Here is a 24948-nt window from a genome sequence, read left to right as displayed (position 1 = left end):
GGCGTCGCCCGGTCCGGCCGCGTGCGATCATCGGCGGATGACAGCTGCGGGGACGGCCGGGTGGATCCGTGCGGCACGGCTCGCTCTCGGCGCGCTCGGGGTGCTTGCGCTGCTCTGGGTCCCGCTGCGCAACCTGGATGTGCCGGAGTTCTCGATCGGCAACTACTTCAGCTACTTCACCATCCAGTCGAACGTGATCGGCGTGCTGGTGCTGCTGGTCGGCGGCGCGCTCGACCCGGACGGCAGGCGCTGGCAGCTGCTGCGCGGCGCCGCCACGCTCTACCTGGTGATCACCGGCGTCGTGTACGCGGTGCTGCTGGCGAACATCGACGTCATGCTCACCGATCGCTGGATCAACGACGTGCTGCACCGCATCCTGCCGCTGGTGCTGCTTGCCGACTGGATCCTGGTGCCGCGCCGGCTCGGGATCACCCCCGGCCTGATCGGCGCCTGGCTGGTGTACCCGGCGGCGTACGCGGTGTACACGCTGCTGCGCGGCCCCGCGGTGGACTGGTATCCGTACCCGTTCCTGGACCCGAGGCAGCAGGGGTACGTCTCGCTGACCCTCGGCCTTGTCCTGCTCGCCGTGGTGTTCGTGCTGCTCGCGGCCGCGGTGGCGGGGATCGGCGAGCTGCGGCACCCGCGGTCGCGGAGCTGATCAGAACTCGGCGACGGAGTCGTCGGCGACCCGCCCGCCGAGCCGGACCCAGCCGTCCGAATCCCACCGGGTGAACAGGTGCGACCCCGCGCCCTGGGTGATGTGCAGCCCGCGGCGCAGCTGCGCGGTGATCGCCACCGCCGCGGCGCCGGTCGCCTCGTCCTCGGTGATCCCCATGGTCGGGCCGAACATCCGGCTGCGGATGCTGCCGCGATGCTCGTCGCTCCACGCCCACACGTAGTGCGGGCCGCCGGGGAAGTCCGCGGGGTCGAGCGCGGTCACCTCGGCGGCCGTCGGGTAGCGGTGGAACACGAAATCCGGGGTCCAGTCGGCCTTGGCGGTGATCCAGGTGCGGCCGTCGGCGCTCGCCACCGCGACGAGCCCGGCGGGCACCCGCAGCGCCGTCACCGGGATGCCGCGGCGCAGGAACCACCAGGCGGTGCCGACCGAGGGGTGCCCGGCGAAGGGCAGCTCGACGGCCGGGGTGTAGATCCGCAGCGGGGCGATGCCGTCGACCGGTTCGGCGACCACCACCGTCTCGCTGTACCCGGCGCGCCGGGCCAGCTCCTGCCGCTCCGGCTCGGCGACGTCGGCCGCGCGGGCGATTCCGAGCCGGTTGCCGAACCGGCCGCTCGGGTCGGTGAACACGCGGACCACTTCCACTCGAATGCCCATGCCGGGCCAGCCTACCCGCGAACAGGCCCCGTCCACGGCGTGGACGAAGCCCGTTCGGACGCGGGTCAGACCGCCGCGGTGGCGAGCGCCTCGGTCGACTGCACGGCCTGGCCGACACCGGCGACGATGGCGGCCGCGCGCAGCGATTCGAAGATCACCTCGCGGGAGACGCCCTCCTCGCGCAGGGTGTGCTCGTGCGCCTCCAGGCAGTGCTGGCAGCCGTTGATCGAGGAGACCGCGAACGACCACAGCTCGAAATCGGCCTTCGCGACCCCGGGGTTGCCGATGATCTGCATGCGCAGCCCGGCCCGCAGGTCGTCGTACTTGCCGCCGAGGAACGCCTTGCCGCGGTAGAAGACGTTGTTCATCCCCATGATCGAGGCGGCGCCCAGCGCGGCGTTGTAGGCCTCGGCCGACAGCGTGTCGGCGGCCTCCTCGGCGATCTCGCGCAGGGTGGTGGCGGACCGGGTCGCGGCCGCCGCCGCCAGCAGGGTGCCCCACAGCTGCTGCTCGGAGAGCACGGTGCTGCGGGTGATGGACGACAGGTTGAGCTTGAGGTCCTTGGCGTACTCGGGCAGGGCGCTCTTCAGGTTCTCAATGCTCATGCGGGAGCTCCTCTTTCGTGGTTCGGGGAAGGGCGGGGGCGGGGCGGTCAGACGCTGGCGGAGAGCAGCTCGCCCGCGTCGATCGTCGGATCGCCCTTCTTCCAGTTGCAGGCGCACAGCTCGTCGGACTGCAGCGCGTCCAGCACGCGCAGCACCTCGTCCACGTTCCGGCCGACCGAACCCGCGGTGACCGAGACGAACTGGACCTCGTTGTTCGGGTCGACGATGAAGGTGGCGCGGTCCGCGACGCCGTCGGCGTTGAGCACGCCGGTCGCCGTGGCCAGCTCGCGCTTCAGGTCGGACAGGATCGGGAAGGGGAGGGTCTTGAGATCCTCGTGCTGGGCCCGCCACTGGAAGTGCACGAACTCGTTGTCCACCGAGGCGCCGAGCACCTGCGCGTCACGGTCGGCGAACTCCTCGTTCAGCTTGCCGAAGGCGGCGATCTCGGTGGGGCACACGAAGGTGAAGTCCTTGGGCCAGAAGAAGACGATCCGCCACTTGCCCGCGTGGTCGTCGCTGGTCACCCGGGTGAAGTAGTCGTCGGGCTGCTGAGCGTCGACCTTCGACAGGTCACCGCCGATGACGGCGGTGAGGTTGTACGCGGGGAACTGGTCGCCGATGGTCAGCAGGGCCATGCTCGGTCTCCTCGGAATTGTTCGGAATGGAAAGAGCTCACCGCCGATCTTGCCGCGCTGCCAGTTAAAGGTAAAGGTGATCGGTCGCACTACACTGATAGGCGTGTCTGATCAGATTTATCAGCCCACCCTGTCACAGCTGCGTGCGTTCGTTGCGGTCGCCGAGTACCGGCACTTCGGCACGGCCGCTGCCCGGCTACGTGTGAGCCAACCCACGTTGTCGCAGGCACTGGCCGCTTTGGAGCACGGCCTCGGGTTGCAGCTGATCGAGCGCAGCACCCGCAGGGTCCTGGTGACCGCGGCCGGGTTGCGGCTGCTGCCGCAGGCCCGCGCGACCCTGGATGCGGCCGATCGCTTCCTCGCCTCGGCCACCGGCGACGGGCTCGGTGGCACGCTGCGGCTCGGCATCATCCCCACCGTCGCCCCCTACCTGCTGCCCGCGCTGCTGCCCCGGCTGCGCGAGCACATGCCCGGGCTGCTGCCGCAGGTGGTCGAGGACCAGACCGCCCGGCTGCTGGACGGGCTGCGCACCGGCGTGCTCGACGTCGCGCTGCTCGCGCTGCCCACCGAGGCGCCCGGCGTCCGCGAGATCGAGCTCTACTTCGAGGAATTCGTGCTGGTCACCCCGACGGGGCACGAGCTGGGCGGGCGCGCCGACCTGCCGCCCGCCGCGCTCGACGCGCTGCCGCTGCTGCTGCTCGACGAGGGGCACTGCCTGCGCGACCAGACCCTCGAGCTGTGCCGCACCGTCGAGGCGCACCCCGGTTCGGTCGGCGATACCCGGGCGGCGTCGCTCGCGACGGTGGTGCAGTGCGTCGCGGGCGGCCTCGGCGTGACGCTCATCCCGGAGTCCGCGGTGGCCGCCGAGACCGCGCGCGGCACGCTGGACACCGCGCGCTTCACCGCGCCCGCGCCCGGCCGGACCATCGGGCTGGTCTTCCGCTCCTCCACCGGCCGCCGCGACGACTACGAGCAGCTCGCCGCGCTGATCCGCGAGTATCGTCCGCGCTGAGCGGTTCAGCCCCGCAGCGAGCGCGGCTCGATGGTGCCCCGCCACAGCGCCCGCGCGTCGACGGTGCTTGCCCGGTACGGCAGCGTGGCGAGCCGGTCGATCATGCCTGGCACCGGGTCGCCGATCCGGTCGACCAGGCCGAACAGGAACGACCACTCGTGCTCGTCGCTGCCGTAGTGCACGACGGTGCCGAAGTGCTCGTGGAAGCGCTGCCAGGAGCGCTTCAGGGTCTCGTTGCGCCACAGCGTCGCGCAGCCCGCCTGCGCGGTGAGCACCCCGCCGGGGGCGAGCCGCTCCCGGCAGCGGGCCAGGAACTCGGCCTCGTAGAGCCGGTTGTGCTGCGCCTCCTCCGGCCGCTCGTCCGGGAGGTCGATCACGATGATGTCGTAGCGGGTGCCTGCGGCGGCGGCCCGCGCCAGGAAGTCCCAGCCGTCGGCGTAGTGCACGGTGACCGGGCCGTCGCCGCGGACCGCGGCGTCCAGCTCGTCCGGGGTGTAGCCGTAGGACAGGTGCCGCGCGCACAGCTCGACCTCCAGCCGGTCGATGTCGACATGGTCGACTCGCGTGACACCGGCTGCCACCGCCATCCCGCTGGCGACGCCTTCGCCGGAGCCGATGATCAGCACGGTGTCCAGCTTCTCGGCCAGCACGAAGGCGGGGACCATCATGGCCTCGTGGTAGGTGAGCTGCGCGGTCTCGGTGGACTGCCGGTCGTTGTCGGAGAACAGCGTGATGCCCTGCTCGGTCCGCGCGATCACCATGTGCTGGTAGGGGGTGTGCGTGTCGACGACGACCTCGGCGATGTCCCACACCCGGGTCAGCCCCGGGGCCAGCGGCTCCTCGATCCGCTGCCCGGCGCGCCCGCGCGGCACCGTCGACATCCGCACCTCCGCCGGGTCGAGCGCCTTGCGCAGCAGCTCGACGGCGTGTTCGGCGCCCGCGCCGAGGCTGCCGCAGGTGAAGACGTCGACGAAGATGTCGCCGGTCTCCGGGTAGGTGTGCAGCGAGGCGTGCGACTCCGCGAGCAGCGCGAGCACCGTCGCGCCCTGCGGCTCGAACTTGCGGCGCAGCACGTCGCAGACGGTCGCGCCCGCCTCGGCCAGCGCCGCGCGCAGCGCGGCCTCCAGGCGTTCGGGATCGTCGCAGAGTGCCGGGTCGACTCCACCGAACTCGGCCAGCACGTGCCTGCCGGTGAACTCCGCCGTCATGACTGCACCCACTCTCGCTCAGCGCCCGTGACATGCACCGTCAAGGGCGGAAAACCGTTGAAGGACACCGACGCATAGCTCGCCGTATAGGCGCCGGCGTCGAGGATTCGGACGCGATCGCCCGCTCGCAGTGTGGCCGGGAGCAGGACGCGCGTGCGTTGATACAGTACATCGTCGCCGTCGCAGGTCGGCCCGGCCAGCACCGCCTCGGCGACCGGATCGCCGTCGCGTTCGGTGGCGATCCGGTACACGATGTACTCGTTCTCCGTCTCGGCCAGCCCGCTGTAGCGGCCTACGTCGAGGTACACCCAGCGCCGCCCGTCCGGGGCGATGCGCACCGCGACGACCTCGCAGTGCAGCTCGCCCGCCGCGCCGGTCAGCGCCCGCCCCGGCTCCACCACCAGCGCGGTGCCGGGCGGCAGGTGCGCGCGCGCCGCCGCGGTGATCACCGCGCCGAGTTCGGCGAGCCCGGGCGCCGGGTCGGCGTACGGGATCGGCAGCCCGCCACCGATGTTCACGCTGCGCACCGGCATCCCAGCGGCGGCGAGTTCGGTGGCGATCCGGCCCGCCTGCTCCAGCCCGATCCGCCAGGCGGCGGGGTCGGTCTGCTGCGAACCGACGTGGAAGTACGGCCCCGCGGGCACCAGCCCCAGATCGCGGGCCGTGCTCAGCAGCGGGGCCACCTCGGCGGGGGCGCAGCCGAACTTGCTGCCGAACGGGGTGCGGGAGGGCGGCGTCGCGGGCAGGAACCGGCACTCCACCTCGGCGCCCGGTGCGTGCAGTGCGATCCGGCGCAGGTCCTCGGCGGTGTCGAAGGCGTACCGGCGCACCCCGCGCGCGTGCGCCCCGGCGATCTGCGCCGCCTTCTTCACCGTGTTGCCGTAGCAGAGCAGCTCCGGCGCGATCCCGAGTCCGAGGCAGAGCTCGATCTCGCCCGGGCTCGCGACGTCGAACTCCGCGCCCGCGGCGGCCAGCGCCAGGAGCACCTCGGGTACCGGGGTGGCCTTGACCGCGTAGCGAATCCGCGCCCCCGGCAGGGCCGCGCCCAGCGCGCGGTAGGCCGCCGTGACCCGGCCGGGATAGAGGACCAGGTACGGCGAGGTCGAGCCGTCGATCACCCGGCGGCCACCGTGACCTCGTCGAAGACCACCTCGCCCGCGGCATCGGACTCGGCGAGGTCGACGACCGCCTCGATCGCCCAGCCGTGGTCACCGGCCGGGTCGGCCAGGGTCTGCCGGACGTGCCAGAACTCGGGGCGCTGCTCGACCCGGAAGAGCTGCGGGCCGCGGGCATCCGGCCCGGTGCCGATCTCGCCGTACTCGGCGAAGTACGGCGCCAGCTCGGTCTCCCAGTCCGGCTCGGTGTCGAGCTCGGCGAGCGCGGCCCAGCGCCGCAGCGCGGCCAGCTCCACCCGGCGGAACAGCGCGTTGCGGATCAGCACCCGGAAGGCGCGCTCGTTGGCCGTGATCGGCCGCACCGACTCCGCGCCGTAGGCGAGCTGCTGCTGATCGGCCTCGGCGCCCGGCGCGGTGAGCTGCTCCCACTCGTCCAGCAGGCTCGAATCCACCTGCCGCACCAGCTCGCCGAGCCACTCGGTGAGGTCGTCGAGCTCCTCGGTGCGCGCCGCCTCCGGCACCGTGCGGCGCAGCGCGCGGTAGGCGTCGGCGAGGTAGCGCAGCACGACGCCCTCGGAGCGGGCCAGCTCGTAGTACGCGATCAGCTCGGCGAAGGTCATGGCGCGCTCGATCATGTCCCGGACGACGGACTTCGGCGCGGGCGCGAACTCGGAGACCCACGGGTGCCCGGCGCGGTAGGTCTCGAAGGCGGGCTCGATCAGCTCGGCCAGCGGCTTGGGCCAGGTGACCTCCTCGAGCAGCTCCATCCGCTCCTCGTACTCGATGCCGTCGGCCTTCATCTCGGCCACCGCCGCACCCCTGGCCTTGTGCTGCTGCGCCATCAGCAGCTGCCTGGGGTCCTCCAGCGTCGACTCGATCAGCGAGACCACGTCGAGGGTGTAGCTCGGGGCCGCGCGGTCCAGCAGCTCGAGCGCGGCCAGCGCGAAGGGCGAGAGCGGCTGGTCGAGCGCGAAATCGCGCTGCAGATCGACGGTGAGCCTCGCCATCCGGCCGTACCGGTCCGGCTCGTCCAGCTGCTGCACCACCCCGGCGTCGCGCAGCGCGCGGTAGAGCCGGATCGCGCGCAGGATGTGCCTGCGCTGCGCCGGGCGCGGTTCGTGGTTCTCCTCCAGCAGGTGCCGCATGGCGGCGAAGCAGTTGCCCGGCCGCGCGATCACGTTGAGCAGCAGCGAGTTCGTCACCCGGAAGCGGGAGACCATGGGCTCGGGCTGCGCGTCGACCAGGCGCAGGAAGGTCTCCTCGCTCCAGGAGACGAAGCCCTCCGGCGGCTTGCGCCGCTGCACCTTGCGCTGCTTCTTGGGGTCGTCGCCCGCCTTGGCCAGCAGCCGGGTGTTCTCCACCTCGTGGTCGGGGGCCTGCACCACGACGGTGCCCATGGTGTCGAAGCCCGCGCGCCCGGCCCGGCCGGAGATCTGGTGGAACTCCCTGGCCTTGAGCCGGCGGGTCCGGGTGCCGTCGTATTTGGTCAGCCCGGTGAGCAGCACGGTGCGGATCGGCACATTGATCCCGACGCCGAGCGTGTCGGTGCCGCAGACCACCTTGAGCAGCCCGTCCTGGGCCAGCCGCTCCACGAGCCTGCGGTACTTGGGCAGCATGCCCGCGTGGTGCACGCCGATGCCGTGCCGGATCAGCCGGGAGAGGGTGCGGCCGAAGCCCGCCGCGAAGCGGAAGTGGCCGATGGCGGCGGCGATCGCGTCCTTCTCCGCACGGGTGGCGAAGTTGACGCTGGTCAGCGCCTGTGCCCGCTCCAGCGCGGCGGCCTGGGTGAAGTGCACGACGTAGACCGGGGCCTGGTGCGTGGTGACCAGCTCCTCCAGCGTCTCGGTGATCGGCGTGCGGGCGTAGGAGAAGGTCAGCGGCACCGGGCGTTCCGTGCCGCTCACCACTGCGGTGGTGTTCCCGGTGCGGCGGCGCAGGTCGTCGGCGAAGAAGTCGACCTCGCCGAGCGTGGCCGACATCAGCAGGAACTGCGCGCCCGGCAGCTCCAGCAGCGGCACCTGCCAGGCCCAGCCGCGATCGGGGTCGGCGTAGAAGTGGAACTCGTCCATCACGATCTGGCCGACCTCGGCCGCGGAACCCTCGCGCAGCGCCAGATTGGCCAGGATCTCGGCGGTGGCGCAGATGATCGGGGCGTCGGCGTTCACGGCGGCGTCGCCGGTGACCATGCCGACCCGCTCCGCGCCGAACAGCTCGCAGAGCGCGAAGAACTTCTCGCTCACCAGCGCCTTGATCGGTGCGGTGTAGTAGCTGCGCACCCCGCGGGTGAGCGCGAACAGGTGCGCGCCAACCGCGACCAGCGACTTGCCCGACCCGGTTGGGGTGGCCAGGATGACGTTCGAGCCGGAGGCCAGCTCCAGCAGCGCCTCGTCCTGCGCCGGGTAGAGCTCCGTCCCGCGCTCGGCGGCCCAGGCGCCGAACGACTCGTAGAGCGCGTCGGCGTCGGTGCCCGGAATGTCGAGCAGCTCGGTCAGATCCACTCCGACCACCCTACGCACCGGGGTTTCCGGTGCGGCGGCTCGGTCGGCGGGTCAGCGGGCGCCCGGATCGTCCTTGTCGTCGGTGCCGGTCTGCTCGGCGAGGAAGCGTTCGAACTCGGCGCCGAGCTCGTCACCGCTCGGCAGCAGCTCGCCCTCACCGACCAGCAGGCTGGACTGCCGCTCCTGGGCGGTGACGAAGCTGTCGTACTGCCGTTCCAGCGCCTGCACCACCGTCTCCACCTCGGGGTTGCCCGCGATGTGCTCGTTCACCTGCTCGCGGACCCGCGCCCCGGCCTCGCCGAGCGCGGCCAGCGGGAAGGTCAGCCCGGCGTTGTCGGCGACGTTCTCCAGCAGCGTCTGCGCGGCCTCCGGGTAGGCGGTCTGCGACAGGTAGTGCGGCACGTGCACGCTGAACCCGACCGACTCGTAGCCGTGCTGTCCCATCCGGTACTCCAGCAGCGACGAGGCGCTGCCGGGAACCTGCAGCTCACCGGGCCAGCGCTGGTGGTCGCCGATCAGCGCGCGGTCCGAGGAGTGCGCGGTGACGCCGAGCGGGCGGGTGTGCGGGATCGCCATCGGGATCGCGCTCAGCCCCACCGTGCGGCGCACGCCGAGCTGCTCGGCGAGCAGCCGCACCGCGGTGGTGAACTTCTCCCACCGCAGGTCCGGCTCCATCCCGGCGAGCAGCAGGAACGGGGTGCCCGCGGTGTCGCGCAGCGCCCACAGGTTCAGCTCCGGCTCGGCGTAGTCGGCGAAGTGGTCGGTCTTGAAGGTCATCAGCGGGCGGCGCGAGCGGTAGTCGAGCAGCTCGTCCACGTCGAAGGAGGCCACCAGCTCGCTCTCCAGGCTCTCCCGCAGGTGCGTGGTGGCCAGCCGCACGGCGTGACCCGCGTCGGTGAAGCCCTCCAGCCCGTGCACGAGGACCGGCCCCGAGCCGTCGGCCGCCGACAGCTGTGGAGCGGGAAACTCCAGTTCGTACATCCGCGACTCGTTGTCCATCGCGTACTCCTTCCTGAGCGATCCGCCACACCAGGGGCGGGGGAACTCTCCGGCTCACACGCCCGCCTGCCGTGCTGCGAACCCTGTTCCATTGTCGCTCATGGAACTCGTGCCGCGTACCGGGCCGTTCCCGGTCGTCGCGCACCTGCTCCGGTCAACGCCCCGACGGTGCCGGGACATTCCCTGATCTGTTGCCGGAGTACCCGGGGATCCCCGTTCCGCACCTGCGATTCGCGGCGTGGCAGGACGCGGCGCGCCGCACGGGTGTTGCAGAGTGGGGGTGTGACCCCCGTCTCGCTGCCCCGGCACCGCCTCCTGCCCGCCTGCTGGCTCTCGGCGGGTGCGGTGCTGCTGGCCGGCTGCGGCTCGGTGGTGCCCGGGGCGCCCGGGTCGGCCGAGCAGACCAGGATCGGCGCGCCGATCACCGCGGAGCTGGCCGAACTGGTGCCCGCGCCGGAGTCCTTCCCGGACGGGTACCCGGCGGTGCGGCTGCCCGCCGAGGCCGCGGTGCAGGCGGCGGGCGACCTGGACGGGGTGGGGCCGGGCGCGACCGTCGAGCCGGCCCGCTGCACCCCGCCCGCCGCCCGCGCCGACCCGGGGAGCACCGCCGTCGCCGTCGGCACCGACGAGGAGTCGCGGGCCAGCCTCACCGTGGAGCTGAGCCGCACCGATCAGCCGCTGGCCCGGCTGCGCACCCGGCTGGCGGACTGCGGGAGCATCCGGGTGCAGCGGGCAGGCGCGGGCGCCACCGTCGTCACCGACCTGCTCGACGACCCGCCCGCCGCCGCGCCCGCCCCGGACGACGCGCTCGCGCTGCTCCGCACGGTGCTGCCGGATCGCGGCGGGGCCGCGCTCACCCAGACCATGCGCACGGTGATCGGGCAGGTGGGGGATGTGCGCATCACCGTGACCGGGATGGTGTTCGGCGGCTCCGAGCCGGAGCCGGGGCCGGTGCAGGAGCTGTTCGAGACCGCGGTCGAGCGGGTGCGCGAGCGCTGAGTTGTCCACAGGGGCGCGGTTGTCCCCAGGCTTCCTTCCCGCCCAGGTCGGAGCCGGCTCCGGACGCGGGTGCTGAGCCACAGTGGCCCCATGTCCACTCCAGCACACTCCCTTCCCGGCCCGCCGCACGGACCGATGCCCCCGCTGCGCTGCGGCGAGGGTGCCGAACCCCCGTACGACGCGCCCACCGTCTACCTCGGTGAGCCCGGCGCGCTCCTGGCCTCGGTGCCCGCCATGGTCGGGTTCACCCCGGAGCGCTCGCTGGTGATCGTGGTGCTGCGGGCACCCGGTGCCCGGCAGCAGGCGCCGCCGGGCACGGCACGGGTGGACGCGGTGGTCCGCTTCGACCTGGAGTCCGAGCGCGGCGGCGCGCTGCCCGCCGACGCCGTCGCGGAGTGCGTCGCCGACATCCGGGGTCCCGGCCGGGTCGAGCAGATCATCGCCGTCGTCGTCGACGAGCGCGGGGAACGCGAGCGGGGGAGCGCGCTGGTGACCGGGCTGGCCGAGCACCTCGGCGCGGCCGGGCTCACGCTCGGCGCCGCCTACGCGCTCTCCGGCTTCACAGCCGGAGCCCACTGGCAGGACCTGCTCGATCCGGCGGCTTCGGGCACGCTCGCGGACCCGGCGGATTCGCCGGTGGCCTTCGGGCACGTGCTGTCCGGGCAGCCACTGCGCGGCTCCCGCACCGAGCTCACCGACATGGTCGCCACCGCCCAGGACCTGACGGCCGCGGTCGAGCGCGAACTCCCCGCCGTCGCGGCGGCCACCCGGGCCGACTACGCCGACGCCGTGCGCCGCGGTGTCCCCCTCGAATACAGCAGGCAGACCGCCGAATTCGTGCTCTGGCAGATCTCCGGGCTCGAATCGGGCACGGAGCCGCAGCCGCGCGAGCTGGCCCGGATCGCGGTCGCGCTGCGCGACCGCGCGGTGCGCGACATCATGTTCGCGCTCGCCGCAGGCCCACATGCCACCGCCGCCGAGCGGCTCTGGCTGCTGCTCACCCGCGCCCTCGTCGGCGCCGACCGGGCCGAGGCCGCCGCCCTGCTCGGCTACAGCGCCTACCTGCGCGGCGACGGCCCCTTCGCGGGCATCGCCCTCGATGTCGCGCTGGACGCGCTGCCCGGCCACCCGATGGCGGTCCTGCTGGAGAACTCGCTGCGCTCGGGGATGCGCCCGGCGCAGCTGCGCAGGCTGGTGCTGTGCGGATACGAGTCCGCCACCGATCTCGGGCTCGACCTCGGGCCGCGCCGATGACCGGTGGCGGAGAACGTCAGGAGCTGGCGGAGGCGGGAGCGGAGTGCGCCCGCGCGCCGAGGCCGCGCAGGAACTCCCAGGCGTCGGCGACGATCTCGTCGAGGTCGTTGTGCTCGGGGCGCCAGCCGAGCTCCCGGATGGCGCGCTCGCTGGCGGCCACCAGGGTGGCCGGATCGCCCGCCCGCCGGGGCGCGTCCACCGCGGTGATCTCCAGCCCGGTGACCCGCTGGACGGCCGCGATCACCTCGCGCACCGAGAAGCCGGTGCCGCTGCCCAGGTTGTAGATCCGGTGCGTACCCGGCTCCGAGCTGGTGAGCGCGAGCAGGTGCGCGTCGGCGAGATCACGGATGTGGATGTAGTCGCGGACGGCGGTGCCGTCCGGGGTCGGCCAGTCGGTGCCGTACACCGCGATCGACTCCCGGTGCCCGGCCGCGACCTGGAGCACGAGGGGGATGAGATGGGTTTCCACCACGCGGTTCTCGCCGAGGCCGCCGTAGGCGCCCGCCACGTTGAAGTACCGCAGGCTGGTCGCCGCCAGGCCGTGCGCCACCGCGTAGGAGGTGATGGCGTGGTCGATGGCGAGCTTCGAGGCGCCGTACGGATTGGTCGGCCTGGCCGGCGCCGCCTCGGTGATCGGCACCTGCTCCGGCTCGCCGTACACCGCGGCCGTCGAGGAGAAGACCAGGCGCCCGATTCCACTGCGGCGCAGCGCCTCGAGCAGCGTCAGCGTCTTCACCACATTGCCGTGCCAGTACTTCTCCGGCTGCTGCACCGACTCGCCGACCAGCGACTGCGCCGCGAAGTGCAGCACGCCGTCGAAGCTCTCCGAGCCGATCAGCTCCACGCCCGCGGTGGCGATGTCGCCCTCCACGAAGCGGGCGCCCGCTGGCACGCCCTCGGCGTTGCCGGTGGACAGATCGTCCACCACGACCACCTGGTGGCCGCGTTCCAGCAGAACCTGCGCGCAGACGCCGCCGACGTAGCCCGCGCCACCCGTGACCAGAAGTTTCACGTATCAGACCAGTTTCACCTGGATGGCGTGCGCCATCTCGTCGGACAGTTCGAAGCCCTGATGGCCGGGCACCGTGATCAGCACCGAGCCGGGGCGGTTCTCCACGGAGACCCTCGCATCCGGCACCACACCGGCCTCGCGCAGGCTGCCGATGACATCCGGGTCGGTCTGGATGTGCTCGGCGAGCCGGCGCACCACGACCGCGTGCACCTGGCCCGGCACCAGATCGGAGAGCCGGATCAGCTGCTCCTCGCCGGGGTACGCCGGGATCACGCCGAGCTCGTCCAGACCGGGGATGGGGTTGCCGTAGGGGGAGGTGGTCGGGTTGTTGAGCACCTCGACCAGCCTGCGCTCCACGTCCTCGCTCATGACGTGTTCCCAGCGACACGCCTCGGCGTGCACGTTCTGCCAGTCCAGCCCGATGATGTCGACCAGCAGGCGCTCGGCGAGGCGGTGCTTGCGCATCACCGCGACCGCCATGCCGCGGCCCTTGTCGGTGAGCTCGAGGTGCCGGTCGCCTGCCACCAGCAGCAGGCCGTCGCGCTCCATCCGGGCGACCGTCTGGCTGACGGTGGGGCCGCTCTGTTCCAGGCGCTCCGCGATGCGGGCGCGCAGGGGTACGACGCCCTCTTCTTCCAGGTCGTAAATCGTACGGAGATACATCTCCGTCGTATCGACCAGATCCTTCACCAGTCACCCCTTCGTCAACGCGAATTCTACCCGGGAACGGCCACGCCACTGGAAACGCACTCCCGTGTATTTCTACTGCATGTCAACGCTTCGCGGTGTTCCGTGCTTCCCGCTAGCGTTGCGAGCATGGCCACTGAATCGGCGGAGCCCTCCGCGACGGTCGTCTGGAGTGATCGATTCCTGGAGTACTCCTGGACCCCGGAGCACCCGATGAAGCCGGCGCGACTCGACCTCACCATGGCGCTGGCCGGGGAACTCGGGCTGCTCGCCGGGGTCGAGACGGTGCGCCCGGAGCCGGCCGGAATGCCGGATCTGCTGCGCGTGCACACCCCGGAGTACATCGATGCGGTGCGACACGCCGTCCCGGATTCCGGCTCGCCGGGGAATCGCCCGTCGGCACCGCTCTTCGGCCTCGGCTCGGACGACAATCCGGTATTCCCCGGAATGCACGACGCCGCGTCGGTGATCGTCGGCGGCACGCTCGCGGCGGCGCGGGAGATCGCCGAGGGCCGAACCAGGAGGGCGGTGAGCATCGGCGGCGGAATGCACCACGCGATGGCGAACTCGGCCGCCGGCTTCTGCATCTACAACGACGCCGCGGTCGCCATTTCCTGGCTGCTCGACCACGGCTTCGACCGGATCGCCTACGTCGACGTCGACGTGCACCACGGCGACGGGGTGCAGCGCGCCTTCTACGGCGATCCGCGCGTCCTGACCGTCTCCATCCACCAGCACCCCGCCACGCTGTGGCCGAGCACCGGCTGGCCGGACGAGGTCGGCGCGGGCCCCGCCGAGGGCACCGCGCTGAACCTGGCGCTGCTGCCGGGCACCGGGGACGCCGCCTGGCTGCGCGGCTTCCACGCGGTGGTGCCCGGCGCGCTGGCCGCCTTCCGGCCGCAGATCCTGATCAGCCAGTGCGGTGTGGACACGCACCGCGAGGACCCGCTCGCCGACCTGGAGCTGACCGTGGACGGGCAGACGGCGGCCTTCCTCGCCATGCGCGAGCTCGCCGACCGGTACGCCGATGGCCGCTGGCTCGCGGTCGGCGGCGGCGGGTACGGGCTGATCCGGGTGGTGCCACGGGCCTGGACCCAGCTGCTGGCCACCGCACTGGACCGGCCGCTGCCACCGGAGACGCCGCTGCCGGAGGCATGGCGGGAGCGGGCAAGGGTAGTCGCGCCCCGGGTGCAGCCGCCCACGGTCATGGGGGAGGGCGGCGACACCCGATATCAGCCGTGGGACGGGCCGGGAGGCGCCGTCGAGACCGGCGACGCCCAGGTCGACCGGGCCCGCCGCGCCGTCGACACCGCGGTGCTCGCCACCCGCCGCGCCGCATTCGGGCTGCTCGGCCTCGACCCGGAGGATCCCCGTGACTGAGCCGTACCTCGACGAGCCCGGCACGCCCGCGGTGCCGCCCCCGCCGCCGCAGCACTGGTTCGCCGACGTGCTCGCCTCGGACGGCGGCGTGGTGCGGGTGCGGGCGATCACCCCGGACGACGCGGAGCGGCTGCAGGAGTTCCACGGCAGGCTCTCCGAGCGCACCCGGTACCTGCGCTACTTCGGCCCCTACCCGCGGATCTCGCCGCGGGACCTGTACCGCTCGACGCACGTCGACCACCGCGACCGGGTGGGGCTGGTCTGCGAGCTTGGCGAGGCGATCATCGCCGTCGGCCGGTACGAGCTGCTGGACCGAGTGGGCGCGCGCGCCGCCGAGGTGGCCTTCGTGGTGGCCGACGAGCACCAGGGCCGCGGCCTAGGCTCGGTGCTGCTCGAGCATCTCGCCGGCGCGGCCGCGGAGAACGACATCGCCACCTTCGTCGCCGAGGTGCTGGCCGAGAACACCGTGATGGTCACGGTCTTCCGGGACGCCGGCTACCAGGTGGAGCGGTCGCGGGACGGCTCGGTGCTGCACCTGGAGTTCGCCATCGACCCCACCGAGGCGCTGGTCTCGGTGCGCGACGCCCGCGAGCGCGCCTCCGAGGCGCGCAGCGTCGGCAACCTGCTCGCCCCGCGCTCCATCGCGGTGATCGGCGCGACGCCCGGCACCGGCCGGGTCGGCGGCGTGGTCCTGGCCAACCTGCTGGCCGGGCTGTTCCAGGGGCCGGTGTACCCGGTGAACCCGAACCGCCGCTCGGTGCGCGGCGTGCACGCCTACCCGACCGTGCGCGACATCCCGGACGAGGTCGACCTCGCGGTGGTGGCGGTGCCCGCCGCCGCCATCGACTCGGTGCTCGACGACTGCCTCGCCAAGCGGGTGAAGGGGCTGGTGGTGCTGACCGCCGGGTTCGGTGAGACCGGCGAGGACGGCGTCGCCGCCGAGCGGCACCTGGTCGCCGCGGCCCGCGGGCACGGCATGCGGGTGGTCGGGCCGAGCGCGCTCGGCATCGCCAACACCGACCCGGCGGTGGCGATGAACGCCACGCTGGCCCCGCTGCTGCCGTACCGCGGCCGGATCGGGTTCTTCTGCCAGTCCGGCCCGCTCGGCGTCGCCATCCTCGGTCAGGCCGCGGCGCGCAACCTCGGGCTCTCCACCTTCGTCTCGGCGGGCAACCGCGCCGACCTCTCCGGCAACGACCTGCTGCAGTACTGGGACACCGACCCCGGCACCGAGGTGGTGCTGCTCTACCTGGAGAGCTTCGGCAACCCGCGCAAGTTCAACCGGATCGCGCGCCGGGTGGCCAGGCACAAGCCGATCGTCGCGGTGAGCAGCGGCAGGCTCGCCGCCCGCGCCACCCCCGAGGGCGACATGGACCGCTCGATCGTGCGCGACCTGTTCGGGCAGGCCGGAATCGTCCAGGTGGACACCATCTCCGAGCTCTTCGACTGCGCCGCGCTGCTGGCCTACCAGCCGCTGCCCGCCGGACCCAGGGTCGCGGTGGTCGGCAACAGCGCGGCGCTGAACTGGCTCGCGGTCGACGCCGCCAGGGGCGAGGGGCTGCGCGTGCAGCGGCCGGCGCAGCACCGCCGCACCCGGCCGCGGCGGCCCCGGCCGACCGAGCGCTGGGTCGACCACGGGGACCAGCAGGAGCCGGTGGATCTCGGCCCGCAGGCCACGCCGGGCGACTACTTCGACGCGGTGGTCGCGGCGCTGCGCAGTGCCGAGGTCGATGCCGTGATCGTGGTCTTCGCCCCGCCGGTGCCGCTGCCGATGGCCGGATTCGCCGACGCCATCCGCTCGGCCGCCGCGGCCGTCCCGGAGGCGAGCAAGCCGCTGCTCACCACCTTCATGGCCGAGGAGGGGCTGCCGAACCTGCTCGCGGTGCGCGGCGACAACGCCATCCCGGCCCGCGGCTCCATCCCGTCCTACCCGGACCCGGAGCGCGCGGCGCGGGCGCTGGCCCGGGTGTGGCGCTACGCCGACTGGCGCACCCGCCCGGTCTCCGCGGTGGTGCGCCCGCCCGGCATCGACGCCGAGCGGGCCGCGGAGCTGCTGCGCGGCTGGCAGGCGGCGGCGCCGGAGGGGCGCTGGCTCACCGACCTGGAGACCGTGCGGCTGCTCGGCTGCTACGGCATCGAGGTGGTGGAGTTCCGCGAGGTGCACAGCGCCGACGAGGCGGTCGCGGCGGCGGAGGAGCTCGGCTACCCGGTCGCGGCCAAGGCGACCGGCGAGCTGTGGCGGCGCCGCGCCGACTTGAGCGGGGTGCGGCTCGACCTGTGGCGGCCGGAGGCGGTGCGCCAGGCCTACGCGGACCTGGTGCGGCTCAGCGGCGACCCGGTGCTGCACGTGCAGCGGATGGCGACCAAGGGCGTCGGCTGCGTGCTGCGGGTCACCGACGACCCGTCGTTCGGCTCGGTGCTGGAGTTCGGGCTCTCCGGCCTGATCATCGAGCTGCTCGGCGACCGGGCGTACCGGGCGCTTCCGCTCACCGAGGACGAGGCGGCGGCACTGATCGACGCCCCGCGCGCGGCGCCGCTGCTCTCCGGCACGCCGGCCAGCCCGCGGGTGGACAAGGCGGCGCTGATCGAGCTGGCGCAGCGCATCTCGGCGCTCTTCGACGATCTACCCGAGCTGCGCGAGATCTCCTTCGATCCGGTGCTCGCCGCGCCGCGGGAGGCCTCGATCCTGTACGCGCGGGCGCGCTTCGGCCCGGAGCCGAGCCGCTTCGATATCGGCCCGCGCCGATTGGCCTGACCGGACGGGCGCGGAGCGAACTTTCGGCATCGCGGTATCCATCGAATGAATGACGTCGGAAAATGCTCCGCGCCGGGCGATCTTGTCGCACAATCTGGGTCGCACGGGTCGGGGGGTAACAACCAGCCCGGGTGCGGCGATCTTGTCGCGATCACTGCGTCTGACCGGAGAGGGAAACCCCATGACCATCATCAAGACCGACCCGTCTGTTCGTACCGCCCCGCGTGCGCGCGGGCGGACGGCCCGGCTCGCCGGCGCCGCCACCCTGTTCGCGTTGGGGTGTGCGCTGTCGGCCTGTTCGGTGTCGATCGGCGGCGATCCGAAGATCGACGAATCCGACCTGGAGAAGTCGGTGTCGCAGACGCTGGCCGAGGAGGTCGGGCAGACCCCCGATTCCATCGATTGCCCCGGTGACCTCACCGGCAAGGTCGGCACCACCATGCGCTGCACGCTGAGCGCGGGCGGCGACACCATCGGCCTCACCGTCACGGTGACCAGTGTCGAGGGCGACACGGTCAACTACGACGTGCAGGTCGACCAGCAGTAGCGGTCCCCGGATGTGACACTGGGCCGATCGGAGGGATCGGCCCAGGACGTCGGGTGCTCAGCTGGCGTAGGCGCGGAGCCGGTCGGCCCGCTCACCCTTGCGCAGCTTGGTCATGACCTCGCGCTCGATCTGGCGCACCCGCTCGCGGGAGAGCCCGAAGAGCTTACCGATCTGGTCGAGGGTGCGCGGCTGGCCGTCGTCGAGGCCGAAGCGCAGCCGGATGACCTGCTGCTCGCGCTCGTCCAGGGTGGCGAGCACGCTGCGCACGTCGCGGTGCAGCAGCCCGGCGATCACCGCCGACTCGGCCGAGGTGGCCTCGGAGTCCTCGATGAAGTCACCGAGCGGGGCCTCTTCGTCGTTGCCGACCGGCATGTCCAGGCTCACCGGATCCCGGCTGTGGTCGAGCAGGTCGGCGATCTTCTCCACCGGGATGCCGGACTCGGTGGCCAGTTCGTCGTCGGTGGCCTCGCGGCCGAGCTGCTGGTGCAGCTCGCGCTTGATCCTGGCCAGCTTGTTCACCTGCTCCACGAGGTGCACGGGGAGCCGGATGGTGCGGCTCTGGTCGGCCATGCCGCGGGTGATGGCCTGCCGGATCCACCAGGTGGCGTAGGTCGAGAACTTGAAGCCCTTGGCGTAGTCGAACTTCTCCATGGCGCGGATCAGCCCGAGGTTGCCCTCCTGGATGAGATCGAGCAGCGGCATGCCGCGGCCGGTGTAGCGCTTGGCGAGGGAGACCACGAGGCGCAGGTTGGCTTCCAGCAGGTGCGAGCGGGCCGCCTGGCCCTCCCGGACGACGACCGCCAGATCGCGCTTGCGCGTGGCGGAGAGCCGCTTGCCGGTCTCCAGCAGGTTCTGCGCGTACAGACCCGCCTCGATGCGCTTCGCCAGCTCCACCTCGTCGGCCGCCGTGAGCAGCGCCGTCCGGCCGATCCCGTTCAGGTACACGCGGACCAGGTCGGCGGCCGGGCTCTGGGCGTCGATATCGGCATCGCTGGGGCGCACACGAGTCGTGGCGGGGCTTGTCATGACTTGCCTCCTGTCGGTGGTGTCTCACTCGGATCAACGGAACCGACAGTGAGAAAGTTCCCGGTGACTGTCCGGGTAAACAGGCTCTGGCCTGCGCTTTCCATCACCTTCGGCTGAGAAGTTCCTGAGAAGGACACCCCGGCCCGAACGCCTGTGCGTGGCTAGGCCGGCACGACGAGACCGTGCCGGACCAACCCCGTCACCAGGGTCAGTACCGCGTCCGCGAACTCGGGGGTCGTCTCTCCGGAGCCGTGTGCGAGAGCGAGCAATTCCGTCAGATCGGACAACGCCAGACCGTCCGGGCGCATTCCCGCGAGCAGCGCGATCCCGGCCTCGTCCACCTCGTGCTGCCAGCGCGGCCCGTCCCCGCGGTGCACCCGCGCGACCAGCGGCTCCCAGCCGTCCGGGCCGGCCAGCGCGACGCGTTCCAGCGCGGTGGTGTCGGGGACGCGGAAGCGCGTGTTCCAGGCCACCTCCGGGTCGGCGGCGACCGCGCGCAGCCAGGCCGAGCGCTCGAACCAGGCGGTGGCCTCCGGGCCGAGCGGGTCGTCGAAGCCGTGCGTGAGGTCCTCGGCGAGCAGCTCGGTGGGGCCGTCGATCGCGCGCAGGTAGACGAAACCGAAGCCGATTCCGGTGACGCCATCGGCCGCGAAGACGTCGAGCCAGGTCTCCGCGCGGCGCTGCGCCTCCGGCTCGCGCGGGTCGAGCCCGGCGTCGCGCAGCCAGGTGCCGACGTAGAGCGCGGGGTCGGCGACGTCGCGCTGCACCACCCACGCGTCCACCCCGTGCGCGGGCAGCCAGGACGCGACCCTGGCCCGCCAGTCCTCGCCGTCCCGGTGCACCCAGGCGGCGAGCAGCGCCGCGGTGCCGCCCGGTGCGAGCAGCTCCGGCGCGGTGGAGATCACCAGCTCGCTGGCGCCGTCCAGGGCGAGCCCGGAGTCCCGGTAGGTGTGCTCGACCCGGGCGGGCCCGACCACGAACGGCGGGTTGGCCACGATCCGGTCGAACCGCCGCCCGGCCACCGGCTCGAACCAGGAGCCGGCCAGCAGTTCGACCTCGAGGCCGTTCAGCGCGCAGGTGGCCGCGGCCAGCGCGAGCGCGCGCGGGTTCACGTCGGTGGCGGTGACGGCGCCCGCGTAGGAGGTGGCGTGCACGGCCTGCACGCCGCAGCCGGTGCCGAGGTCGAGCACGGTGCCCGCCGGGTCGGTGGGGGTGGCGCGCAGCAGCGAGAGCGAGGCGTGTCCGACGCCGAGCACGTGCTCCTCGGTCAGGGTGCGGCGGCGCATGGAGTCGTCCAGGTCGGAGATGATCCAGCGGGTTCCGGCGCCCGCGTCGAGCGGGCGCAGGTCGAGCGCGGCGCGCACCGCGTCGCCGTCCCGCTCCAGCAGCCCGGCGGCGACCGCGTCGGCGAGTTCGACCGGGGCCAGCGCCGCGGCCGCCGCGGCGGCCGGGACGTCGTCGTGCAGCAGGAAGAGCGCGATCAGCGTGCCGAGGTCGCCCGCGGCACGGGCGGCGCGGCGCACCGGGACCGGCTCGGAGCGGCCGAGCGCGGCGTGCGCCGCGGGCCCGAGCACCGCGAGCAGGGTGTCGGCGTCGTACCCCGCCCGCTCCAGCGCGGTACGCAGGCCGGGGCAGAGCGCGACGAGCGGCGCGGCGGCGGTGTCGGTGCGGGCGGCGAGGAGGTTCGGGGCGTCTGGCACGCAGCTACTCTGCCATCGCCGGTGCTCAGACTCCGTGCGGGTCGCGGGCGGTGAGGCAGTAGGGGTGGCCGTCCGGGGCGGCCATCACGATCCAGTGCTCGAAGCGTTCGACGACCCGGGCGCCGAGCTCGGCGTGGTATTCGGCGGCGGCCGCCGGGTCGGAGGCGGCGAAGTCGAGGTGCGCGCTCGCCGCCCGGTCCTCGTCCAGCCGCTGCAGCAGCAGGTCGTAGCCGAGGCCGGGCCTGCCGCGCAGCAGCGCGAACTCGGGGCGGCGGCCGACCCGGTAGGGCAGCCCGGTGAGTCTGCGCCAGAACTCGGTCTCGCGCTCGATATCGCTCGCCCCGATGTCGAGACACACCTGGTCCAGCCGGGTGGAGACGCCGCCGGGGCCGCGCACGGGCGGCCGCTCGCCCGGCTCGGCCCTGCCGTCGGGGGTGAGGCAGAAGGTGAGCCCGGCGGGGGAGCGGAAGACGGCGTAGTCCGGGTGCTCGAACACCGGCTCGGCGCCGAGCCGGGTGGCGGTCTCCCGCGCGGCCGGCACGTCGGCGACGTCCAGGTCGAGGTGCACCCGGCCGCCATCCGGCACCGCCTGCATCTTCAGCGTGCCCGGCCCGGAGGCGGGGTCGAGCGTGACGAACTCGGAGAACTCGCCCCGCTTCGCGGAGACCGTCGTGCCGGTGACCGCCGCCCAGAACCGGGCGGATTCGTCGAATCCGGCGGCGGGACGGTCGAGAAAAGCCCAGACCCACTGGATCATTCGCAGCTCCTCGCCTCGATTCGCTCCGACAGTAGAGCGGGGCCGCGGCCGCTGTCGACCCTGGCGGGATATCGGCGGAACCTGGCAGAACTGCCACTCGCGGGCGTACTCCGCCTCCGGCAAGATCTGCCGGTGACCTCACTGCGTACCGCCCGCCGCCCGGCTGCCGCGGGCCGATGGCCGCACCCGGCCTGGACCGTGGCGGCCGTCGGTTTCGTCGCGCTGATCGGCGCGGCCGCCTTCCGCTCGGTGCCCGGCGTGCTGATGAATCCGCTGCACGACGAGTTCGGCTGGTCGCACGGGACCATCGGCACGGCGGTCTCGCTGAACCTGCTGCTCTACGGGCTGATCTCGCCGTTCGCGGCGGCACTGATGGACCGCTTCGGCATCCGGATCGTCGTCGCCTGCGCGCTGGTGCTGGTCGCGCTCGGCAGCGGGCTCACGGTGTTCATGACCCAGCCCTGGCAGCTGGTGGCGACCTGGGGGCTGCTGGTCGGCGTCGGGGTCGGCTCGATGTCCATGCCGTTCGTCGCGACCATCACCTCCCGCTGGTTCGTCCGGCACCGCGGGCTGGTCACCGGGGTGCTCACCGCCGCGGGCGCGACCGGGCAGCTGGTCTTCCTCCCGCTGATCGCCGGGCTGGCCGACCGGCACGGCTGGCGGCTGCCCGCGCTCGTGGTGGCCGCCGTCGCGCTGGCCGTGGTGCCGCTGGTGCTCTTCTTCGTCCGGGACTACCCGAGCGACGTGGGGCGGCTCGCCTACGGCGCCCCCGACGGCAGCACGGCGGGGACAAGGGTCGCGGTCGCGGGCGGTGCGCTGCGCGCGCTCACGGTGCTGCGCCGCGCGGTCCGCGAGCCCGGCTTCTGGTTGCTGGCGGGCGGCTTCGCCATCTGCGGCGCCTCGACCAACGGGCTGGTCGGCACGCACTTCGTCAGCGCGGCGCACGACCACGGCATGCCGGTGACCACGGCGGCCGGGCTGCTCGCCCTGGTCGGGGTCTTCGACGTGGTCGGCACGATCTGCTCGGGCTGGCTCACCGACCTGGTGGATCCGCGGCTGCTGCTGGTCGGCTACTACAGCCTGCGCGGGCTCTCGCTGCTGATCCTGCCGCACCTCTTCGCGCCGCAGACCGAGCCGAGCATGTGGGTCTTCGTGATCTTCTACGGGCTGGACTGGATCGCCACCGTTCCGCCGACGGTCGCGCTCTGCCGGGAGATCTTCGGCGCCGACGGGCCGGTGGCGTTCGGCTGGGTCTTCGCCTCGCACCAGGTCGGCGCGGCCGTCGCGGCCACCGGCGCGGGCGTGGTCAGGGACCTGCAGGGCAGCTACACGCTGGCCTGGTACCTGGCGGGCGGGCTGTGCGGGCTGGCCGCGGTGCTCTCGATCCTCATCGCGCGGCCGAAGGCCCCGTCACTCGACGGCGCGGTGCGGGTGTGATTCCAGCGCCGGGCGCGGGCGGTCCCAGCGGCTCGGCTCGTCCTTGGTGCGCGGCGGGCGGTCGTTGGCGATCAGCACCGCGATCCAGGGCAGCGGGACCGAGACGGCGATGATCAGCAGCGAGATCAGCGCGTTCGCCCACAGGCTGTAGGCCAGCGCGGCGCCGAGCAGGCACGGGATGCGGAACGCCATGATCACGGTGTACCGCCGGACCCGGGCGCGGTGCTGCTCCTCCAGGGAGGGCGCGGCCTCGGTGATCAGGACCGGGGTGTCGTCGCCCGCTCGGAAGAAGCCGCGCGATCTTCTGGCGCGGGGCTCGGTGTCGGTGGCGGAGTGGTCGGTGCGGCGCTCGTCGGCGTCTCGGGGGTCGCCGTGCTGGTGCATGTGTTCGAGTGTTCCACCGTTCGACGCCGCGCGCATCGGCCGGGGTGGGAGATGTGCGGCATCATGGAGGGCGTGAGTACTGACACCCTGGCGCGGCCGGACACCACCACCGACGAGACGACCGCGGACGACACCCCCAAGTTCTTCCACTACGTGAAGAAGAACAAGATCGCCGAGAGCGCGGTGATGGGCACGCACGTGGTCGCGCTCTGCGGCGAGGTGTTCCCGGTGACGCGCTCGGCCAAGCCCGGCTCGCCGGTCTGCCCGGACTGCAAGAAGGTCTACGAGCAGCTGCGCAAGGGCGACTGAGACCCGGCGTCCGCAGGCCGGGTGCGTTCAGGCCCCGGTCGTCTCCGCGTGCCCCGGTGCGGGTGTCTCGGCAGGTCGCGTCGGCGCCGGGTCGTCGGCTCGCTGCGGCTCCGCCGCGCGACGCGCCCGCTCGCGGGCTCCGCTCCGCTCGACGCGGCGCCCGCCGAAGCGTGGACGCTGCACGATCCCGTCCCCGAGCACCCGGTGCGCCAGCCACTCCTTGGTCCGGTCCAGCCGCGACCCGTGGACGGGCCACATCTCCTGCACGGCGGCGTTGAACTCGGCGCCGAGGATCACCGCGAAGCCGAGGAAGAACGTGAAGAGCAGGAACGCGATCGGCGTGGCCAGCGCCCCGTAGCTCACCCCGGACGCGGTGATCCAGGCCAGGTACCGGCGCAGGAGCTCGCTGGCCGTCATGAAGAAGACCCCGGCCACCAGGGCCCCGCCGAGCAGCCGCAGCCAGGGCAGCGAGCGGTGCAGCGCCAGCTTGTAGAGCGTGGTCAGCCCGACGATCAGCAGCAGCCCGACGCCCGGGTAGTAGAAGCCGTCGAGCAGCCGCAGCCCCGGCTCCCGCCAGCCTTCCGGCAGCGCCCGCCCGATGAGCACCGGGCCGAGCGCGACCAGCGGCAGGATGAACACCGCCGCCACCAGGAACAGCAGGTAGAGCAGCAGCGCGAAGATCCGCTGCCAGACCGGGTGCCGCGCCTCGTGCTGGTCGTGCGCCTCCACGATCGCGTCCACGAAGGTCGCCATGGCCGACGAGCCCGCCCAGAGCGAGAGCACGAAGCCGAACGACACCACCGCGCCGCGGCCGCGGCCGAGCACGTCCTGCACGGTCGGCTCGATCAGCTCCTCGACCACCGCCGGGCTGAACAGGTCCCGGCTGAACGCGATGATCTTGCCCTCCACGATCTCCACCGTGTCCGGGCCGAACCAGCCGCCGACGTAGCCGAGGCTGCCGAGCACGCCGAGCAGCAGCGGGGCCAGCGACAGCGTCTGCCAGAAGGCCGCGGCCGCCGACTTGGCGAAGATCGACCCGTTCCAGCTCTTGACCGCGGTGCGCACGATCAGCCGCAGCGCCTGCCCGCGCGCGTGGCGCAGCCGGGTGCGGACCGGCGCCGGGTCGGCGCCGGGCTGCTGCCCGGTTGCCGGGGACGCGCCGGAGCCGGTGGGCGTGGTGTCGGTCATGGTCCTTACAGCATTACTCACCGGTCGCTCGCACACCGGACCGGCGGGGCATCCGGTGCGACGAATCCCGCGCGGACCCGACGGCTGTGACGGATATCGCCCGCCGCC

The 24948-nt window shown here is 72.9% G+C and carries 23 protein-coding genes; 9 read left to right on the top strand and 14 right to left on the bottom strand.

Going from position 1 to position 24948, the window contains the following annotated elements; all coding sequences use genetic code 11:
- Nucleotides 1-37: 37 nt before the first annotated feature.
- Entirely contained in the window at nucleotides 38-658 is a 621-nt protein-coding gene (locus ACFUJ1_RS20025) for a Pr6Pr family membrane protein (protein WP_378647610.1), read from the top strand.
- On the opposite strand, the gene ACFUJ1_RS20020 is transcribed toward ACFUJ1_RS20025, so the two are convergent.
- From ACFUJ1_RS20020 to ACFUJ1_RS20010, 3 genes are all read right to left on the bottom strand, one after another.
- Nucleotides 659-1333, bottom strand: a complete 675-nt coding sequence (locus ACFUJ1_RS20020) for a PhzF family phenazine biosynthesis protein (protein ID WP_378647609.1) — start codon at nucleotides 1331-1333, stop codon at nucleotides 659-661.
- Nucleotides 1334-1398: 65 nt separating this feature from the next.
- Nucleotides 1399-1938 carry a carboxymuconolactone decarboxylase family protein gene (locus ACFUJ1_RS20015; RefSeq protein ID WP_378647608.1) on the bottom strand — a complete coding sequence of 180 codons (540 nt, stop codon included), beginning with the start codon at nucleotides 1936-1938 and terminating at the stop codon, nucleotides 1399-1401.
- A gap of 47 nt (nucleotides 1939-1985) precedes the next feature.
- The gene (locus ACFUJ1_RS20010) at nucleotides 1986-2573 is read right to left on the bottom strand and encodes a peroxiredoxin (RefSeq protein ID WP_233019525.1); all 588 of its coding nucleotides are present in this window, start codon (nucleotides 2571-2573) and stop codon (nucleotides 1986-1988) included.
- 103 nt (nucleotides 2574-2676) lie between these two features.
- Here ACFUJ1_RS20010 and ACFUJ1_RS20005 point away from each other — a divergent pair, with 103 nt between their 5' ends.
- Entirely contained in the window at nucleotides 2677-3585 is a 909-nt protein-coding gene (locus ACFUJ1_RS20005; protein WP_378647607.1) for a LysR substrate-binding domain-containing protein, read from the top strand.
- 5 nt (nucleotides 3586-3590) lie between these two features.
- Here the strand turns inward: ACFUJ1_RS20005 and speD are convergent, their stop codons facing one another.
- From speD to ACFUJ1_RS19985, 4 genes are all read right to left on the bottom strand, one after another.
- Nucleotides 3591-4793, bottom strand: coding sequence for an adenosylmethionine decarboxylase (gene speD, locus ACFUJ1_RS20000; protein WP_378647606.1), 1203 nt, complete (start codon nucleotides 4791-4793; stop codon nucleotides 3591-3593).
- A complete protein-coding gene (locus ACFUJ1_RS19995; protein WP_378647605.1) occupies nucleotides 4790-5911 on the bottom strand; it encodes a type III PLP-dependent enzyme in 1122 nt (373 codons plus the stop codon). The genes speD and ACFUJ1_RS19995 overlap by 4 nt, the downstream gene beginning before the upstream one ends.
- A complete protein-coding gene (locus tag ACFUJ1_RS19990; RefSeq protein WP_378647645.1) occupies nucleotides 5908-8382 on the bottom strand; it encodes a DEAD/DEAH box helicase in 2475 nt (824 codons plus the stop codon). Before ACFUJ1_RS19990 ends, ACFUJ1_RS19995 begins: the two co-directional genes overlap by 4 nt.
- A gap of 75 nt (nucleotides 8383-8457) precedes the next feature.
- On the bottom strand, nucleotides 8458-9405 hold the full coding sequence (locus ACFUJ1_RS19985; RefSeq protein WP_378647604.1) for a PAC2 family protein: 948 nt from the start codon (nucleotides 9403-9405) through the stop codon (nucleotides 8458-8460).
- A gap of 282 nt (nucleotides 9406-9687) precedes the next feature.
- On the opposite strand from ACFUJ1_RS19985, the gene ACFUJ1_RS19980 reads away from it, so the two are divergent.
- Together ACFUJ1_RS19980 and ACFUJ1_RS19975 are read left to right on the top strand one after the other, a co-directional pair.
- Nucleotides 9688-10404 carry a sensor domain-containing protein gene (locus tag ACFUJ1_RS19980; RefSeq protein ID WP_378647603.1) on the top strand — a complete coding sequence of 239 codons (717 nt, stop codon included), beginning with the start codon at nucleotides 9688-9690 and terminating at the stop codon, nucleotides 10402-10404.
- A gap of 90 nt (nucleotides 10405-10494) precedes the next feature.
- The gene (locus ACFUJ1_RS19975; protein WP_378647602.1) at nucleotides 10495-11658 is read left to right on the top strand and encodes a DUF4192 domain-containing protein; all 1164 of its coding nucleotides are present in this window, start codon (nucleotides 10495-10497) and stop codon (nucleotides 11656-11658) included.
- Nucleotides 11659-11674: 16 nt separating this feature from the next.
- On the opposite strand, the gene galE is transcribed toward ACFUJ1_RS19975, so the two are convergent.
- The gene (gene galE, locus ACFUJ1_RS19970) at nucleotides 11675-12670 is read right to left on the bottom strand and encodes a UDP-glucose 4-epimerase GalE (protein WP_378647601.1); all 996 of its coding nucleotides are present in this window, start codon (nucleotides 12668-12670) and stop codon (nucleotides 11675-11677) included.
- Between the two features lie 3 nt (nucleotides 12671-12673).
- Entirely contained in the window at nucleotides 12674-13360 is a 687-nt protein-coding gene (locus ACFUJ1_RS19965; protein WP_233019517.1) for a metal-dependent transcriptional regulator, read from the bottom strand.
- A 126-nt stretch (nucleotides 13361-13486) separates the two neighbouring features.
- Between ACFUJ1_RS19965 and ACFUJ1_RS19960 the strand changes: the two genes are divergently transcribed.
- The 3 genes from ACFUJ1_RS19960 (at nucleotide 13487) to ACFUJ1_RS19950 (ending at nucleotide 18039) form a co-directional block, all read left to right on the top strand.
- On the top strand, nucleotides 13487-14737 hold the full coding sequence (locus tag ACFUJ1_RS19960; protein WP_378647600.1) for an acetoin utilization protein AcuC: 1251 nt from the start codon (nucleotides 13487-13489) through the stop codon (nucleotides 14735-14737).
- Nucleotides 14730-17492, top strand: a complete 2763-nt coding sequence (locus ACFUJ1_RS19955; RefSeq protein WP_378647599.1) for a GNAT family N-acetyltransferase — start codon at nucleotides 14730-14732, stop codon at nucleotides 17490-17492. Before ACFUJ1_RS19960 ends, ACFUJ1_RS19955 begins: the two co-directional genes overlap by 8 nt.
- 181 nt (nucleotides 17493-17673) lie before the next feature.
- The gene (locus ACFUJ1_RS19950; protein WP_378647598.1) at nucleotides 17674-18039 is read left to right on the top strand and encodes a DUF4333 domain-containing protein; all 366 of its coding nucleotides are present in this window, start codon (nucleotides 17674-17676) and stop codon (nucleotides 18037-18039) included.
- 57 nt (nucleotides 18040-18096) lie between these two features.
- Here ACFUJ1_RS19950 and ACFUJ1_RS19945 read toward each other — a convergent pair whose 3' ends face one another.
- From ACFUJ1_RS19945 to ACFUJ1_RS19935, 3 genes are all read right to left on the bottom strand, one after another.
- The gene (locus ACFUJ1_RS19945) at nucleotides 18097-19065 is read right to left on the bottom strand and encodes a sigma-70 family RNA polymerase sigma factor (RefSeq protein ID WP_233019513.1); all 969 of its coding nucleotides are present in this window, start codon (nucleotides 19063-19065) and stop codon (nucleotides 18097-18099) included.
- A 161-nt stretch (nucleotides 19066-19226) separates the two neighbouring features.
- Nucleotides 19227-20765 (bottom strand): methyltransferase, encoded by a 1539-nt coding sequence (locus tag ACFUJ1_RS19940; RefSeq protein WP_378647597.1) that lies wholly within the window; start codon nucleotides 20763-20765, stop codon nucleotides 19227-19229.
- A 25-nt stretch (nucleotides 20766-20790) separates the two neighbouring features.
- On the bottom strand, nucleotides 20791-21522 hold the full coding sequence (locus ACFUJ1_RS19935; protein WP_378647596.1) for a VOC family protein: 732 nt from the start codon (nucleotides 21520-21522) through the stop codon (nucleotides 20791-20793).
- A 132-nt stretch (nucleotides 21523-21654) separates the two neighbouring features.
- On the opposite strand from ACFUJ1_RS19935, the gene ACFUJ1_RS19930 reads away from it, so the two are divergent.
- On the top strand, nucleotides 21655-22959 hold the full coding sequence (locus tag ACFUJ1_RS19930; protein WP_378647594.1) for an MFS transporter: 1305 nt from the start codon (nucleotides 21655-21657) through the stop codon (nucleotides 22957-22959).
- Here ACFUJ1_RS19930 and ACFUJ1_RS19925 read toward each other — a convergent pair.
- Entirely contained in the window at nucleotides 22933-23343 is a 411-nt protein-coding gene (locus ACFUJ1_RS19925) for a DUF3099 domain-containing protein (protein WP_378647592.1), read from the bottom strand. The two genes, ACFUJ1_RS19930 and ACFUJ1_RS19925, sit on opposite strands and share 27 nt — an antisense overlap.
- 72 nt (nucleotides 23344-23415) lie before the next feature.
- Between ACFUJ1_RS19925 and ACFUJ1_RS19920 the strand changes: the two genes are divergently transcribed.
- Nucleotides 23416-23652, top strand: a complete 237-nt coding sequence (locus ACFUJ1_RS19920; RefSeq protein WP_233019508.1) for a DUF3039 domain-containing protein — start codon at nucleotides 23416-23418, stop codon at nucleotides 23650-23652.
- 27 nt (nucleotides 23653-23679) lie between these two features.
- On the opposite strand, the gene ACFUJ1_RS19915 is transcribed toward ACFUJ1_RS19920, so the two are convergent.
- A complete protein-coding gene (locus ACFUJ1_RS19915) occupies nucleotides 23680-24840 on the bottom strand; it encodes a YihY/virulence factor BrkB family protein (RefSeq protein ID WP_378647590.1) in 1161 nt (386 codons plus the stop codon).
- Between the last annotated feature and the right edge of the window lie 108 nt (nucleotides 24841-24948).

The sequence above is a fragment of the Nocardia sp. NPDC057227 genome (assembly GCF_042669725.1).
Classification (GTDB): Bacteria; Actinomycetota; Actinomycetes; order Mycobacteriales; family Mycobacteriaceae; genus Nocardia; species Nocardia asteroides_A.
The sequence above is the reverse complement of the archived record's forward strand: the minus strand, read 5'-3'. Positions and strand labels throughout refer to the sequence as shown.

Bases quoted from the DNA above. Each gene is read 5' to 3' on its own strand.
- ACFUJ1_RS19950 (WP_378647598.1), top strand. From the start codon at position 17,674: ATGACCATCATCAAGACCGACCCGTCTGTTCGTACCGCCCCGCGTGCG.
- ACFUJ1_RS20025 (WP_378647610.1), top strand. From the start codon at position 38: ATGACAGCTGCGGGGACGGCCGGGTGGATCCGTGCGGCACGGCTCGCT.
- ACFUJ1_RS19925 (WP_378647592.1), bottom strand. From the start codon at position 23,343: ATGCACCAGCACGGCGACCCCCGAGACGCCGACGAGCGCCGCACCGAC.
- ACFUJ1_RS20020 (WP_378647609.1), bottom strand. From the start codon at position 1,333: ATGGGCATTCGAGTGGAAGTGGTCCGCGTGTTCACCGACCCGAGCGGC.
- speD (WP_378647606.1), bottom strand. From the start codon at position 4,793: ATGACGGCGGAGTTCACCGGCAGGCACGTGCTGGCCGAGTTCGGTGGA.
- ACFUJ1_RS19945 (WP_233019513.1), bottom strand. From the start codon at position 19,065: ATGACAAGCCCCGCCACGACTCGTGTGCGCCCCAGCGATGCCGATATC.
- ACFUJ1_RS19960 (WP_378647600.1), top strand. From the start codon at position 13,487: ATGGCCACTGAATCGGCGGAGCCCTCCGCGACGGTCGTCTGGAGTGAT.
- ACFUJ1_RS19985 (WP_378647604.1), bottom strand. From the start codon at position 9,405: ATGGACAACGAGTCGCGGATGTACGAACTGGAGTTTCCCGCTCCACAG.
- ACFUJ1_RS19915 (WP_378647590.1), bottom strand. From the start codon at position 24,840: ATGACCGACACCACGCCCACCGGCTCCGGCGCGTCCCCGGCAACCGGG.
- ACFUJ1_RS19975 (WP_378647602.1), top strand. From the start codon at position 10,495: ATGTCCACTCCAGCACACTCCCTTCCCGGCCCGCCGCACGGACCGATG.
- ACFUJ1_RS19935 (WP_378647596.1), bottom strand. From the start codon at position 21,522: ATGATCCAGTGGGTCTGGGCTTTTCTCGACCGTCCCGCCGCCGGATTC.
- ACFUJ1_RS20015 (WP_378647608.1), bottom strand. From the start codon at position 1,938: ATGAGCATTGAGAACCTGAAGAGCGCCCTGCCCGAGTACGCCAAGGAC.
- ACFUJ1_RS20010 (WP_233019525.1), bottom strand. From the start codon at position 2,573: ATGGCCCTGCTGACCATCGGCGACCAGTTCCCCGCGTACAACCTCACC.